This is a genomic window from Microcoleus sp. B9-D4, from assembly GCF_036705105.1.
In the GTDB taxonomy this organism is placed as follows: domain Bacteria; phylum Cyanobacteriota; class Cyanobacteriia; order Cyanobacteriales; family Microcoleaceae; genus Microcoleus.
On sequence record NZ_JAUBTS010000025.1, the window covers coordinates 48,628 to 64,107 of the forward strand.

9 protein-coding genes are annotated in these 15,480 nt (G+C 46.9%); 8 read left to right on the forward strand and 1 reads right to left on the reverse strand.

Annotated elements, in window-relative coordinates; genetic code table 11:
* Nucleotides 1–47: 47 nt before the first annotated feature.
* The 6 genes from QUB24_RS16845 to QUB24_RS16870 all read left to right on the forward strand — a co-directional run bounded on the left by QUB24_RS16845 (nt 48) and on the right by QUB24_RS16870 (nt 5,833).
* Entirely contained in the window at nt 48–1,127 is a 1,080-nt protein-coding gene (locus QUB24_RS16845; protein WP_333154331.1) for a J domain-containing protein, read from the forward strand.
* 103 nt (nt 1,128–1,230) lie between these two features.
* Nucleotides 1,231–2,169: an Rpn family recombination-promoting nuclease/putative transposase gene (locus QUB24_RS16850; protein WP_333154332.1), complete on the forward strand. Its 939-nt coding sequence runs from the start codon at nt 1,231–1,233 to the stop codon at nt 2,167–2,169.
* A 143-nt stretch (nt 2,170–2,312) separates the two neighbouring features.
* Complete coding sequence (locus QUB24_RS16855) at nt 2,313–4,748, forward strand: dynamin-like GTPase family protein (protein WP_333154334.1); 2,436 nt, start codon at nt 2,313–2,315, stop codon at nt 4,746–4,748.
* Nucleotides 4,749–4,833: 85 nt separating this feature from the next.
* Entirely contained in the window at nt 4,834–5,022 is a 189-nt protein-coding gene (locus QUB24_RS16860; protein WP_333154336.1) for a hypothetical protein, read from the forward strand.
* A 47-nt stretch (nt 5,023–5,069) separates the two neighbouring features.
* On the forward strand, nt 5,070–5,537 hold the full coding sequence (locus QUB24_RS16865; protein WP_333154338.1) for a KGK domain-containing protein: 468 nt from the start codon (nt 5,070–5,072) through the stop codon (nt 5,535–5,537).
* A 50-nt stretch (nt 5,538–5,587) separates the two neighbouring features.
* A complete protein-coding gene (locus QUB24_RS16870; protein WP_333154339.1) occupies nt 5,588–5,833 on the forward strand; it encodes an HNH endonuclease in 246 nt (81 codons plus the stop codon).
* 91 nt (nt 5,834–5,924) lie between these two features.
* Here QUB24_RS16870 and QUB24_RS16875 read toward each other — a convergent pair whose 3' ends face one another.
* The gene (locus tag QUB24_RS16875) at nt 5,925–9,737 is read right to left on the reverse strand and encodes a glycoside hydrolase family 2 TIM barrel-domain containing protein (protein ID WP_333154340.1); all 3,813 of its coding nucleotides are present in this window, start codon (nt 9,735–9,737) and stop codon (nt 5,925–5,927) included.
* A gap of 229 nt (nt 9,738–9,966) precedes the next feature.
* Here QUB24_RS16875 and QUB24_RS16880 point away from each other — a divergent pair, with 229 nt between their 5' ends.
* Nucleotides 9,967–15,081 carry a PAS domain S-box protein gene (locus QUB24_RS16880; protein ID WP_333154342.1) on the forward strand — a complete coding sequence of 1,705 codons (5,115 nt, stop codon included), beginning with the start codon at nt 9,967–9,969 and terminating at the stop codon, nt 15,079–15,081.
* 10 nt (nt 15,082–15,091) lie between these two features.
* Nucleotides 15,092–15,217: a hypothetical protein gene (locus QUB24_RS16885; RefSeq protein ID WP_333154343.1), complete on the forward strand. Its 126-nt coding sequence runs from the start codon at nt 15,092–15,094 to the stop codon at nt 15,215–15,217.
* Nucleotides 15,218–15,480: the final 263 nt, after the last annotated feature.

Sequence of the window (15,480 nt, forward strand, 5' to 3'; positions counted from 1 at the left end):
TAATGACTAATGACTAATGACTAATAACTAATGACTAATGACTAAATATGCAGAATTTTCGCAATTACTATCTAATTTTGGGAGTGCCCAAAGATGCCACGGCTGATGAGATAAAAAAAGCCTATCGACGGCTAGCCAGACAGTTGCACCCTGACGTAAATCCAGGGGATCAATCTGCTGAAGATAAGTTTAAGGATATTAATGAAGCTTATGATATTCTTTCCGATATCGAGAAGCGCGCTCAATACGATCAGTTTAGTAAATTCTGGAAACAAAAGGGATTTCAAGGAAAGCAAGGGGTGCGACTTCCCAATTTCAAAACTTGGGGAAACACTAAAAATACTCGCAAAAAACCGGCCGAAGATGTCGATTTTAGTGATTACTCGGATTTTAATAAATTTCTCGACCAAGTGCTCGGAAGGCGCCGGGAAGTGAGGATGGCGACAGCGAATGATGCACCGGGAGTAGCCTCCTCTGAACCGTGGAGTACGGCTTCTAAGAAAACGAGTTATGTTGCTAATTCTCGCCCACCTAGAAGGGATTTTGACGATCGCGAAATGCGACGAGAAACAGTCGATCGCGAAATGCGACGAGAAACAGTCGATCGGGAACCCAGAAGAGACATTGAGGCCAGGCTGACTCTGCCTTTGGAAAGGGCTTATTCGGGCGGTACCGAGCGAATTCGTTTGGAAGACGGGCGAGCGATCGAGGTAAATCTGCCTCCTGCTATGGTATCAGGTCAGCGGATTCGCTTGCGAAATCAAGGTATGGGCGGCGGAGATTTATATTTGAAAATCACAGTTTCTCCCCATCCATTTTTTCGCTTGGAAATGTCGGATATTTGCTGCGAATTGCCACTGACTCCCAGCGAAGCGGTGTTGGGGGGAGATATTGAAGTACCGACGCTAGACGGCTTGGTAAAGATGAAATTGCCGCCGGGAGTAACCTCTGGAAAGCGGTTGCGGCTGGCTAACAAAGGCTATCCGACAGGAAATGGCGATCGGGGCGATCAATTGGTAGAAATTCAGGTGTTAATTCCCAAAGAAATTAGCGAGGAGGAACGGGAATTGTACGAAAAATTGCGGCAGATAGAAACTTTTAAACCGCGTCAAAATTTGTCGGTTTAATTCTGTAGCGCGCAATGCACACCAGAAGTTTGGTTGCTATAATCTAGTAGGGTGCGCCTCCCGCACCTGAAGACTTAACTATTACAAATTTACCATTACCAATATGTTCACATTCATCAATCCTAAAACTGATTTTGCTTTCAAAAAAATCTTCGGTTCTGAAAATAGCAAAGACATTCTCAAGAGTTTTTTGAATGCCTTGCTGTATGACAGTCAGCCCACCATCGAAAGTTTGCAAATCCTCGATCCTCATTCACTACCGCTAATTCGAGGTCTTAAGGATACTTACGTCGATATTAGAGCTCAGTTAAATGACGGCACAAATGTAATTATCGAGATGCAGGTTTTGAACGTAGAGGCTTTTGAAAAGCGGATTTTGTACAATGCAGCCAAAGCTTATTCAACGCAATTAGAAACAGCAGAACAATATGTAATGTTGAATCCAGTGATTGCCTTGACCATCACTGATTTTGAGATGTTTGAGGATTTTAGGAAAGTAATTTCGCGGTTTGTCCTGAAAGAAAGAGAGTTCTTGAGCGATTATCCTATTTTCGATTTTGAATTGGTTTTTGTTGAGTTACCCAAGTTCCAAAAAAGTTTGAACGAGTTAGAAACATTAACCGATAAGTGGATTTATTTTCTCAAAACTGCTAGGGAATTAAACGCAGTACCTGCAACAATGGAAGAGGTGCCAGAGATTAGTCAAGCATTTGCAATAGCGACTAAAGCTAATTTGAGCTATGACGAATTAAGCGAGTTGCAAAAACAGGAAATTTACATCCAAGACCGTCGGGGAGCAATCACTAAAGCCGTCAGCATAGCAACAGAAAAAGGCAGACAAGAAGGAATTAAGGAAGGACAAATAGCACTGATTATTCGTCTATTGGAACGTCGTGTAGGTGCTGTTACTTCCGAAGTTCAAACTCAAATCGGGGAATTGTCGATCGACCAATTGGAAAACTTAGGAGAAGCCTTGTTAAATTTTAACGAAATCTCGGACTTAACAGCTTGGCTGCAAACACAAGATTTACCCTCAGAATAGCCGTTAGCGGAGCCCTCGAAGAGGATCGCACTTTCCGCAATCCTGGATCGTCGCATAAGTAAAATTACTGTTGTGATTATTCCTGAACTAGCAGAGAATTAACAATAAGGTAATTTTCCCACAATCAGGAGCAGTCTGCCGCCATGACTCAAATGCCCCCTCAATGCACCAGTCTGCAAGAGCAAGTTGATTCTTTAGTGCAACTGCTGCGTCAGGAATCCTCTTTGCGACAACAAGATATCACGGCGGTACAAGCTTCTCTGAAAAAGGCAATTTCTCCTGAGTTTGAGATTGTGTTTGCTGGCGCTTTCAGTGCGGGAAAATCTATGTTAATTAATGCTTTGCTGGAGCGAGAATTGCTCTACAGTGCTGAAGGACACGCGACAGGTACGGAATGTTATATCGCCTTTGCTGAGCCGGAAAAAGAGCGCGTTGTTCTCACTTTTTTGAGCGAGTTTGAGATTAGCCAGCAAGCTTCTGTGCTTTGCCATCAGTTAGGTTTAGCTACGGAACTTAATATTAATCAAACAGATGTAGTGTCGCTGTTGTCTCAGGGATGTAACATAATTATTGAAACGGAAGGCGGCGAAAATAAATCCGAGGTAGCTAAAAAAGCTAAGGCTTTGATGCTGCTGTTAGAAGGTTTTGAGGGAAATCGCGATCGCATCCAAACTCTCGAAAACGCTACCTACTCGATGGAACAGTTTAACTTTTCCAATCTTAAGGAAGCTGCTAGTTATGCCCGTCGCGGTAGTAACAGTGCTGTACTCAAGCGAGTTGAATATTACTGTTATCATCCGCTGCTGCAAGATGGCAATATTATTATCGATACGCCGGGAATTGATGCGCCGGTGCAGCGGGATGCAGAATTGACTTATGATAAGATTGAAAGCCCTGATACTTCGGCGGTTGTCTGTGTTTTGAAAGCGGCTTCGTCTGGGGAAATGACGACGGAAGAAACCGAGTTGATGGAAAAAACACGGGGAAATCCGGGAATTCGCGATCGACTGTTTTACATTTTCAACCGCATTGACGAAACTTGGTACAACACGCAACTGCGACAGCGCTTAGAAAATCTGATTAATTCCGACTTTCGCGATACTGCGAGAGTTTACAAAACTAGCGGATTGTTGGGATTTTACGGGAGTTTGATTCGAGGGACAACCGGGCGCGATCGCTTTGGTTTAAATACAATATTTGCCACCAGTAAAGGGCGAGTTTTTGGAGACGATAAATTAGATTCAGAATTCCTCAGTAATAGTGAAGAAACTCCGCAATTTGTTAGTGAATTTAATCGCTACTGTGCGAATTCCGGCAAGTTATCTCCGAGCAAATTTCGCATTTCCGTTAACAGCTACGAAACACCTAATGAAAACTACGTGCGGATTCTTGCAGAACAAGGACAACCATTAATTGCTCAATTAATTCAAGATAGCGGGATCGAAGATTTTCGCACAGCCATCACCCGCTACCTCACAGAAGAAAAACGCCCGCAACTGTTCAAAAATCTCGCTGACGATTTAGAAGATTTGTGCATTCAACTGCGGAAACATTACCAAACAATTCAGCGGAATTTGGACAGCCAGCCCCGCGAAATTGAAGCAATGAAAGCACAAGAACTTTTGCGACTAAATCAAGAGTTGCAGCAAGTCGGACAGGATTTTCGGGAACATATCGCCGAAGAAGTCAATGAAATGATTATGAACAGATGCGATATTTTCGATATAGACTTTCGGCAACTGCAATCTCGGATGATCCGCCGCTTGGATGAATTGTTAGATGGATTTTCTGTTGAGGCGGCTTACGGACGCACTTTGCGGAATCATCCCCGCAATGCCACAGCACCTTTAATTGCTGTTTTAGTTGAAGCACTTTATTATTTAGCGAATCAGTTGGAAGATATTTTAGTAGAGGCTACTAAGTCACTGGTTGATAATTATTTCCAGTATTTGAAAGATAGCGTTCGCAAGTCGGAATACTATCGATTACTCTATCGATTGTTGGGGAATGATGGGGGAATTGAACAGCAGTTAGAGGAGTTATCAAAGCGGGTTTCTGATGCTTTGGTAAATGCGGCGGGCGTTGAGTGCGATCGCTACGTGCGAGAAAGTCCCCGTTTTTACGACGAAGGCACATTTTCGATTTATCAATTCCGGGAAACATTGCAGCAAACTTCTCAAGGTTTCGACTGCGAAAACATGGTGGACGCCCAACCTGCAATTCGGCAATTATTGCGGCTAGATTTCGAGCCAAAAGTCTCTAGAACTATTCGGCAAACTTTCCGCCAAACTGTCAACCAAACCCTGAAAGAGCATTTGTTGCCGCTGGCCCAAAAGCAAGCTGATGATATTTTGCAGAAATACAGTCAAGCTCGCGATTATTTGGAGCAAACTTTGGCACAGGAGGCGGAGGAAAAGATTGCTGGGAATCTGCGGCGGCAAGCTGAGAATGAAGAAAAGATCAAAGAGTACGATCGGGCGGTTTCTGGGATTAATAGTTGTTTGCAGGCGATGAAGTTGCACGAGCATTTGTTGCCTGTAATTGGACAAAATGATAGTGTTTCGGTGGAGGGTGAATAATTGAAATCCGGGTGAATTATATTCACCTGGTTTCTTTACTGTGTTTATTGTGATATAATAGCCAACAAAGAGCGAGTTTAATTCTATGAACATTCGCCAAAAACTTCTAACAATAATCGAGCAACTTTCCGAGGATAAGTTAGCAACACTTCTCAACCTAGCCGTGTTCTTGACAAAAGGGAAAGAATCTGTTCCACCGCTGCTTGCATCCCAAGCTTATCAGGATTGGCTGAGTGCGGAAAATGACATTTATGACGAAATATTTGCAGACTGAGCCATCAAACATCCGCGTTCATTCGCGTTCATCTGCGGTTAAAATTCATGGCTAAAAAACCTATTAGGTTAGATATCAATATGGAAGATAAATTTGATTTTCACAACTGCGGTAATGAGGATGCTTTATCTTTCGGTAAGGCAATGCTTAAAGTAGAACAACTCAAGGAAACAGTAAATCGAGCTTTGCCTGAATATGTGTTAGGAGAGAGACTTAGTGAGACGTTAAGGCAACAGAATCTAAATATTGATATAGGTTTAACTACTAACCAACTACGTACTGCTTATGAGAAATGGTTTGGTGAAGGTATAGATTGTGAAATTCTCAGAGTGGGTGCTCAGGGCTGGAAGAAAGGAAAGATGAAGCTCAAACTCAATGTCACTATAGAATTTTGCCCAGATGAACCAGAAGTTGAAGAAACACCAGAAAACAACGAGTCAGAAGCTAGCCAACCAGAATCCCCCCTCGATGATTTGCGCCGCCAACTTCTCAATCAAGAAAACTCACCCAGCTAATCCATCAAACATCCGCGTTCATTCGCGTTCATCTGCGGTTAAAAATCATTATGTCTAAAACCCCTAGAATCCCCATTCCCCCAGAAGTCAGAAAATATGTATTTACTCGCAATAAATACCAGTGCCAAAGCTGCGGCCAAACCAAGCTAGAAACCCAACTGACGATCGATCATATCATCCCCCTAGCGCGCGGCGGCAGCAACGACATCAGCAACTTGCAAACCCTCTGCGCCACTTGCAACCAAAAGAAAACCGACAAACTCGACCCCCGCTTCCGCCGTCACTTTGACCTTTGATTTTGATATTTAACAGTATAATAAAATCAGCATTATTCATCTCTCTCTTCTCTTCCTCTGCGTCCTCTGTGCCCTCTGCGGTTAAAAAATCCTACCATCGATAATACCGATAAGGATCGTCCCCATTCTCAAAATCCGTTCTGTAATCCCAGTGATAAAACTCCTGACTCGAACCGTTAAACACAGATGCATCCGCCTTAAAACTCGCCCCTAAATTAGCCAAAATTTGAGCATTTGCCCGGGTTTGCCGCCAGCGAGTAAAACGCAAATAAGTCTTAGTATCCGCATTCAAACTGTCCGGTTCAATCTGAGAAAAAATCGCCACGCCTTTGCCAACTTGTACCCGACTTAACAAACCGTCTGCACCGATTTCTCCCCCAGACTTAATCAACCAAGTATCATAAAAAGAGCGCGATCGCAAATCTGAGGCGCTAACCCCCTTCACCTCATCCCAACTCGGAACCGCCAGCGAACCCCCGAAATCCTGCGCTTGCTGCAAACCCACGTCCAAACCCGCAGCAGGCACTTGACGCGGCAAGAAAAACGCCTTCCCGCCAGCATTCAAATAACCGCGCAAATCTGCATCTTTCAGATTCGCTTCTCTCCCCACAATCACCAAACCCACATCATTAGAAAGCGAACTAGCGCGCTGATAAATTACCCCCAAACTGTCCAACTTTTGGGCATCTTCATCTCCCCCTATTAAAACCACTTTATCCGGCTTTCCAAGTACCGGAGAATTCATCCCGTAACTCACAATTTGTTGCACTAACTGCGCCGCCCCAGCATCTACAGAATAATGGTCTTCCAAATCTAACTCGTTTAAAATCAGCCGCCCTTTTCCGTAATCCAATTCCATCAGCGGCGAATAAGCTAAGTCAAACTCAGATTCCAAAATTGGGCGCCAACCGCTGCGGTGCGGCTTCTCAATTGAAGCGCTACTGACACCGCCGCGATTTCCCCAATGCCAGCCGTACCAAGGCGTATTTGCCGGGCTCAATCTCGGCGCAGTTTTAATTGTATCTGGATAAGCTTCAACCAGCGTGCTTTCCCCCACCCAATCCCGCAAATCTTCACTGTCTAAACCGCTAATTGCCGGATGGTTGCTGTCAACTGGATAAGCGCGGCGGCTGACGTGGGCAGCAACTCGGAAACCCGTATTCTCCAGCCATTCCCGGCGCTGAGGAAACACAATTGCTTTGCCCCCGTTTTGCACAAAATTTTCTAAACTTCCCGGCAAATTTTGCCCGCTAGAAAATGCTTCCCTACCGATAATTAATAGCGATGAAACTTGCGAACCATTCCACGGTACAAGCTGATAACCTAATTGTTTTAACATGGCCGATGTTTTGCCCGCTGGATCGAAAATTGTCACCAAATCTTTGATGTTGGATTGTTTGGGAAAAACGCGGAAAGCAAATGTATCAGAATGCGGACTATCGCCGACCCGTGCAGTTAAGCGAATTTCGCCGTCAGCCTTGCTAGAAATGGTATTTGGCAATTTTACGTCAATTGGGAAAAACAGCGTTTCTGCCGCCTCAATCAGGCCTTTCTTCTCGCCTTTTTTTACTTCTTTCCCCCCCACCAAAACTCGCCAATTAAAGGAAAATTCTTGCGCCGCCCGCGTATCGTTAATTAACACTACTTGCTTGGCCAGTTTTCCGCCCACAAACAAATTGTGATCTTTCGCAGTAAAAACCGGGCTAGCACCAGCAATCCAAGCCAAAGTCGAGCTATTATTATTCATAATTGCCTCACCCCCAGGATGAACAGTGTAAGCTTCGGGCTGGAAATAATTCAAAAGATTATTCGATACTTGCTTCAAATAAACTCCCCGGCGACCCGGTTGAAATGCCCCAATATCCACCTTTTTTCTGCCAGCTTCGGAAACTTCCCAACCATGTCCGTCATTCCAAGGAATCATCCCCCCAGACATTCCCAAAGTCCGCCAACTCCGCCAAGTATTTGTACTGAATAACTGCTGCAACTTTTGAAAAGCGGGTGCAAAATCCAACTCATTTTTAAAATGCCAGTTTAGATACTCCTGACCCTTGACAAACTGCTCGCGAATTTTAGCTTTATAAGCGGCAGTTTCCAAATCGTAAGCCTGCTTGCCAAAATAAATAGCCGCAAACTCAGTCATCCAAGGTTCGCTGAGAATTGCCTGACCAAAACCTTTGCGGGCCCGCATCATTGTTGCGTGCAGAGGAGTCCCAAACTCGACTGCCATGTAGGGCTTTTCCCCGGTTTTGCTCCACTCAGAAATCCACTCTTCCCGTTCTTGCAAGGGAATCATATTTAAATAAGAATTCAGCGCATAAACATCGCCGAAGTGTGCGCCTTGGTGTACCATTACAGGTCTGGTTGGGTCGGCCGATTTTATCGCAGCTAAAGCGTCATTTCCTAGGGGAGTGTTGACCCGCAAACGCTGGTTTTCCGAGGAACCGAGAGTTCCTTCTACTTTGCTTTTGCCGATGCGACGGGGATTTAAGTCGTCACCGTTGCCGAAAAAATTAGGACTTGTCGCCCACATTAATACTGATGGATGATTGCGGTAGCGGCGCATTTCAGTCACCATTCGGTCTTTCCAGCGGTTTTTCCACAGGGGGTTTCTCCACTTGCCGTTCCAAGCGATAGGACTAATGTCTAAAGCGGGAGCCATAATGGGAAAACCTTTGAGGTCTGCTCTTTCGGAAAATAACTCTCGGAAGTGCCATTTACCCCGTTCGTCGTGATTCCAAGGCCACATTTCTGTTATGTTAAAACCCGCTTTTACGTAGCTGTCAATTAGCCTGTCAGAAACTTCTACTGTCCCGCTTTGCCAAGACTCGGAGTGCAAGTTTGGTCGCAGCCGAAATTCAGTTCCGTTTAAGAAAAATTTGCGCCCTTCTATCCAAAATTCGCGGAAGCCAAAAGGTTGGTAGTATTGCGTGTCAATGCCACTGCCTTTTACTTCTAAGTGCAGGGTGTAAAGGTTTGGTTTCCCGACATCCCAAAGACGGGGATTTGGCCAATTCCACTGGAATTGTACGGTTTGAATAGGTTTAGCTTGAACCTTGGCAGTGCCTGTAAATTTTTGTTCTACTTTGCCTTTTTCGTCGAGCATTTGCGCGATTATTTCTACTTGACCGCTTTGGGCAACTTCTTTGAGTTCTACATCTAATTTAACTTGCTTTTTTCGGGTGGAAGTTTGGACGAATACGTCCCTAATTAGCGGGCCTGGGGGAAGGCTCAGAAGCCTTACCTCGCCGATGATTCCCCGCGATTGCAAGTTGGATTTTTCTGTGTAGATTTCTGTGGGGCCCATGATGACGGCTTTTTCCTTTTCATCGGATACTGCCACCACTAAAATAGATAGGGTGTTTTGACCTGGTTTGGCTGCTTTGGTAATTTCAATAGTGCTGTAGGGCCAGGGGATTTGACCGCAGTTAATGCCGTTGACAAAGATGACTGCATCGGTGCTGACTCTGGCTAAGTCGAGAAAAATTCGGCGGTTTGTCCAGTCGCCGGGAATGTCTATATTTCTCTGATACCAAGCTTTTGATAGTTGTTTACTGTTGAAGTTTTCCCAATCTTTGCCGCTGCCGCGAGTGATGATTCCGGGTACGGATTGGTTGTTTTCTTTTTGCCAGTCTCCCGGCACCCAGATGGAACCCCAATTGGGAGAGACGGGGGGGTTTTGGGGGTTGCCAACTGCGGGGACAAATTGCCAAGTTCCGTTAAGATAGATTTGGGATCGTTTGTTGTCGATCGCCCCGGCGGCCGCGATGGTAAGATTGGGGAAGCCGATCGATATCGCTGAGCTGCTGGCGAAGTTGGGATTTTGCAGCGCGTAACCGACGAATCCAAAGAGGGTGGCGGCTGCGAAAAATAATCCGATAATTTTGGCCAGCTTGTGATTCACTCGCTTATTGCTCCCAGAAATTAGATAATCTCATTTGTCCCTCGATCTATGATAGCAGTTGATTCAGCACGAATCCCCCTGCCAATCTGTCTCTGGGAAGATGGCACAGGGCAGACAAATGTGGTTTTGTATAGAAAAAATAAATACTTAGTTTTAACTAAGTTTTAACAAGGTTGTTTCATCGACATAAGCAATAGTGCGATCGCGCCATCGCTACAGGTCAACAAAAATGACTCGGTTTCAGGTCTTGCCCTTACCCCTTAAATCTTACAGCATTGCTACATTTAGCGCCGGCACGGCTTTACTGCTGACAACTCTGTTACTGTTTTCCTTCCAGGCAGCTCCTGCAATCTTACTTTTGGTCGCTGCCGTTATCGCTTGGTATGCTGGCTTAAAGTCCGCAGAACAAGAACTAGAAATAGAACGTAATATTATTTCAAAAGTAATTGACACGACAGCTTGCTTGATAGTAGTTCTCGACAGCCAAGGACGGATTGTCCGCTTTAACCAAGCTTGCGAAAAAACTACCGGCTACTCGACAGCAGAAGTTATCCATAAATATGTTTGGGATTTGTTCTTAATCCCCGAAGAAATAGAACCGGTTAAAACAGTTTTTACCCAGCTAAAAGTCGAACATTTTAACAGCGAATATCAAAACTATTGGCGCAGTAAAAACGGATCGAAACGCTTAATTTCTTGGTCGAATACTGTGACGACCGACAACGAGGGTTCGGTAGAATATGTGATAGGAACTGGCATTGATATTACTGACCGCCAGGAAGCAGAAATAGCCCTGGGTTTATCCTACACAAAGCTAGAAAGCCGCGTCAAAGAACGCACAGCAGAACTGACAGTAGCTAAAGAAGCGCTGCAAGCTCAAGAAGAACGATTTCGCTGTTTAAGTTCCTGTTCGCCTGTGGGCATTTTTATCGCAGATTGTGAGGGGTGCTACACCTATGCAAACCCACGCTGTCAGGCTATTTGCGGCTTAAGTTTGACAGAACTTTTAGGAGACGGTTGGGAGAATTGCATTCACCCGGAAGACAGCGATCGCGTATTGGCCCGATGGCTGGATTATACTCGGCAAGGTGGGGAATATGCGATCGAGTATCGCCTGCAAACACCAGAGGGGATTGTGCGCTGGATTAACGTTTGTTCCTCGCCGATGTTCTCCGACTCCGGCGAACTCATCGGATACGTGGGTACGGTGAGAGATGTCACGGAAAGACAACAAGCCCAAGCAGCTTTGGCCAACAGCGAACAGCAACTGAGAACGCTGCTAGAAAATACGCCAGATATAATTATCCGCACGGACAAAGAACTGCGTTTTATTTATGTCAATCAAGCCGTTGAAAGAAGCCAAGGAAAACCAGTTTCATTCTTCCTAGGTAAAACCAGTCAAGAAATAGGAATGCCGCCGGAAGTGTGCCAGATGTGGGATGAAGCCCTGCACAAAGTGTTAGAAACAGGTCAAGAAGAAATTGTCGAATTTCAGGCTTTTTCAATCAACGGCATCCGAAGTTATCAATCCCGCGTAGTTCCCGAATTTGACAAAAACGGCGTACCAGAATCAGCCTTAATTGTCGCCCGCGATATCACAGAAATAAAACTTGCGGAAACTCAAAGATTGCAGTTAACAATCGAGCAAACAGCGAGGGAAAAAGCGGAAATAGAACAGCAGCGCTCGGCATTTTTAGCAGAAGTCAGCAAAATGCTGGCTGCTGCGTTTGACGGGGAAACGGTGCTGCAAAAGGTAGCAGAATTAGCAATAAATTCGATCGCCGACGGGTGCTGCATTCATTTGACCGAAACGGGGTCAAAAGTGCGTCTAGTGGCTGTGGCTCACGCAGAACCCTCTATGGTTGAGACTATTAATAACTTCAGCATCCGAAGTTTGAGCGCCGACAATGCTGTTAACGGCTATCCGCTGGTAATCCGCTGCGGGAAATCCGAACTAATTGCCGAAGTCGATGAGGAGATTTTAGCAGCAGGAGCCGAAAATGCAGCAGAAATGGAAATACTTCGATCGCTCAATATCGGATCTCACGCTTGCGTACCACTGAGGGCTCGCGGGCGTGTAATGGGTTCCATCACTTGCTTTACCTCAAAGTTTGGCCGCCGCTACAGTGCAGAAGACATGGCAATGCTAGAAGATTTAGCATACCGCGTGGCGATCGCCCTCGACAACGCCAGACTTTACGCAGAAGCGCAACAAGCACTATCTCAAACATCGCAATCCTTTGCCTTAATTGACGCGCTTTTAGAAGCCTCTCCCCTAGCGATTTGCTTTATGGATCGCGAAATGCGCTTCATCCGTATCAATCAAGTATTAGCAGAACTCAACGGTTTGCCGATAGAACAGCATCTCGGCCAAGACTTCCGGCAATTGTTGCCCGACCATGCAGCCAAATTTGCGCCAATAATTCAGCAAGTTTTAGAAACCGGTCAGCCTGTTTTAAACTTAGAAATGAGCGGCGAACCTGATGGGAAACCGGGATATTTCGGTTACTGGCTCGCCAACTACTACCCAGTGAAAAATGAAAGGGAAGAAATAATCGGAGTCGGCTTAATTATCACAGATATTACCGCAGCCAAACAAACAGAATTAGCTTTGCGGGAAAGCGAAATGCGCTTCCGCAGTGTGGTAGAATCTAACATGATCGGCATCGGTTTCTGGGATGGCAACGGCGAAGTTACTGACGCTAACGACGCCTTGCTGGAAATGATAGGATATACGAGGGAAGACTTAGTTTCGGGACAGATCCGCTGGTTAGAACTCACGGCGCCGGAATATCTAGAACTCGATCGCATCGCCCTCGCGCAAGTCGAAGCCCAAGGAAGTTGCGCGCCTTTTGAAAAAGAATATCTCCGCAAAGACGGCACGCGCTTCCCAGTTTTAGTGGGGGGCGGAAACTTCCAAGGATGCCAAGACAAAGGAGCATTCTTCGTACTCGATATCACCGATCGCAAACAAGCCCAAAATCAACTTCGAGAAAACGAAATACGCATTCGCCGCCAACTAGCAGAACTCGACTTAGTTTACAAAACCACACCAGTCGGGCTGTGCTTTGTCGATACCAATTTGCGCTACATCCGCCTGAACGAATGCCTCGCTGCGATCAACGGCCGATCGATCGCAGAGCACATCGGGCGCACCGTTAGAGAAGTAATTCCCGAAATGGCCGATATGGTAGAGCGGATTTACCGCCAAGTGCTGGCGACGCAAACCCCCGTGCTCGACTTGGAAATTAAGGCCGAAACCAAGCAACAGCCGGGAGTTTTGCGGGATTGGCAAATCAGCTTTTACCCAGTGAGTGATGAATCAGGAACACTGCTGGGAGTCAGCACCGTGATTGCCGAAATTACCGATCGCAAACAAGCAAAACGGGTAATGCAGCAAAGCGAAGCCATATTCCGGCGGCTGTTCGAGTCAAATATTTTCGGAGTTGCGATCGGCGATTTTAGCGGCCGCATCGCCTACGCCAACCAATCCCTGCTCAACATGGTCGGCTACACCCGCTCAGAGTTGCTCTCCGGTCAAATGCGGTGGGACAAGATGACCCCCCCCGAATACCTGCACCTCGACGCCTTAGCGGCCGGGGAACTGCGGGCTCAGGGAGTCGCAACTCCTTTCAAGAAAGAGTATATCCGCAAAGATGGCAGCCGCGTGCCAATTCTGATGGGCGGGACGACCCTGTGCCCGGACGATCGCGAACCAGAGACGATCGTCGCATTCTACATCGACTTGACCGAGATATCCCGCGTGGAAGCAGAACTCAAACACAATCAAGAACGGCTGCAAATCGCTCAGCAAGCAGGCAAAATCGGAACTTTTGAATTGAACATCCAAACCAACGAGGTCGCCTGTACGCCGGAGTTAGAGGCTTTGTACGGTCTGCCGGTCGGCGGTTTAGACAGCTATCAAAGTTGGGCCCAAATGGTGCATCCAGACGATCGCACTGTTACCGAACAGCATGTGCAAGCTGCGGTGGCGTCCGGGGAGGAATTAAACATAGAGTTCCGCATCTGCCGCCCGGACAAAAGCGTGGGCTGGATTGCTTGCAGGGCTAAGGTATTTCAGGACGAGATCGGTTTGCCTTTGCGGATGATCGGGGTGAACGTCGATATCACCGATCGCAAACAAGCAGAAGCAGCGCGATCGCACATCCATCAAACTTTAGAAGCCTTGATTCAGGCTTGTCCCCTAGCAATTACCGTTTTGGACTGCGACGACGGGACTGTGAAAATGTGGAACCCAGCCGCCGAGAGGATTTTTGGCTGGCATGAATCAGAAACGGTAGGTCAATTTGTACCCTGCGTTCCCGCAGACAAGCGGGAGGAATTCACGGCTAATTTGAAAAAAATTCGCGCAGGAAACGCGATCGCCGGCATGGAAACCTACCGCCAAAGGAAGGACGGCAGCTCAATCGACATCAGTTTGTGGGCAACTCCAGTCCGCGACAGCAACGGCAATATCAACTGTATGTCGATCGTCGCCGACATCAGCGATCGCAAGCAAGTCGAGGCCGGGCGCGCTCAGTTGCTCGAGCGCGAACAAGCCGCGCGGGCGGAAGCAGAAGCTATCAGCCGCCGGAAAGACGAGTTTCTAGACTCTCTTTCCCACGAATTGCGAACGCCTTTAAATGTGATTCATGGGTGGGCACAGATTCTGCGCGCCCACCCCTACAACGAAGATAAATTAGCTTCGGGTTTGGAAGCCATTGAGCGTCAGTCGAAGGTGCAGATGCAGCTAGTGGAAGATTTGCTCGACGTTTCCAGGATTATTCAAGGCAAGCTGGCCCTGAAACCAGGCTGGTTCTACATGGTAAGGACGATCGAGGCAGCTCATAATTCAGTTCGTTCGGCAGCCGAGGCCAAGTCTGTCACCGTTTCGTTAGAACTTGACCCTGCAGTCGGCTTGATGTGGGGCGACGCCCAGAGGTTGCAGCAGGTAGTGTGGAATTTGCTGACTAACGCTGTGAAGTTTACGCCTTCGGGGGGAAATGTGCAAGTGCGCTTGTCTGCGGTGGCTGTTAGCGATTCCTCATCACCCAATTACGTGCAAATTACTGTCAGCGATACCGGAAAAGGCATTCCTGCTGAGTTTTTGCCCTTTGTGTTCGATCGCTTCCGACAAGCAGACGCCTCGAAAACTAGGGCTGACAGCGGTTTGGGACTGGGATTGGCGATCGTCGAGCACTTGGTGCAACTCCACGGGGGTACTGTGACTGCGGAAAGTCCCGGTAAAGACCAGGGTGCGACATTTACGGTGACACTGCCACTCAAACAGCCTCGGAGTAAGAAGGGGCAGTTGAGAGGAGTCGCCACCGGATATTTTAGTTAGTGATCTCGGTATGGCCGTTGAGGACGGCTACTCCCCGATCCGCAAAGTGCGATCGTCCGCATCCGACAAAATCAAGCGCTTGCTGGCCGTGGCGCTGACAGCTTATACCATTTTTCTAAAGATGTGCTATGGATGAAGTCTTAGCCCCCCCGCGGGAGGGGGGGTTGGGGGGGTAATATCTAGCGCTACTTTATGAAATTGGTATTATGCTAGCGAAGAAGACCGCGATCGGGCGATCGCCACTGGTTACAACGAACACTTAACAAAGCCGATCGAACCCGTTCTATTCGCCACCGTTTTAGGGAAGTTAGCAAATGGGCATTAGGGCGATCGGGCATTACTGCAAACTCTGACCAAAAGTAATTTGATCCGGCGTCCCCGGATTTATCAGGGGTCAAT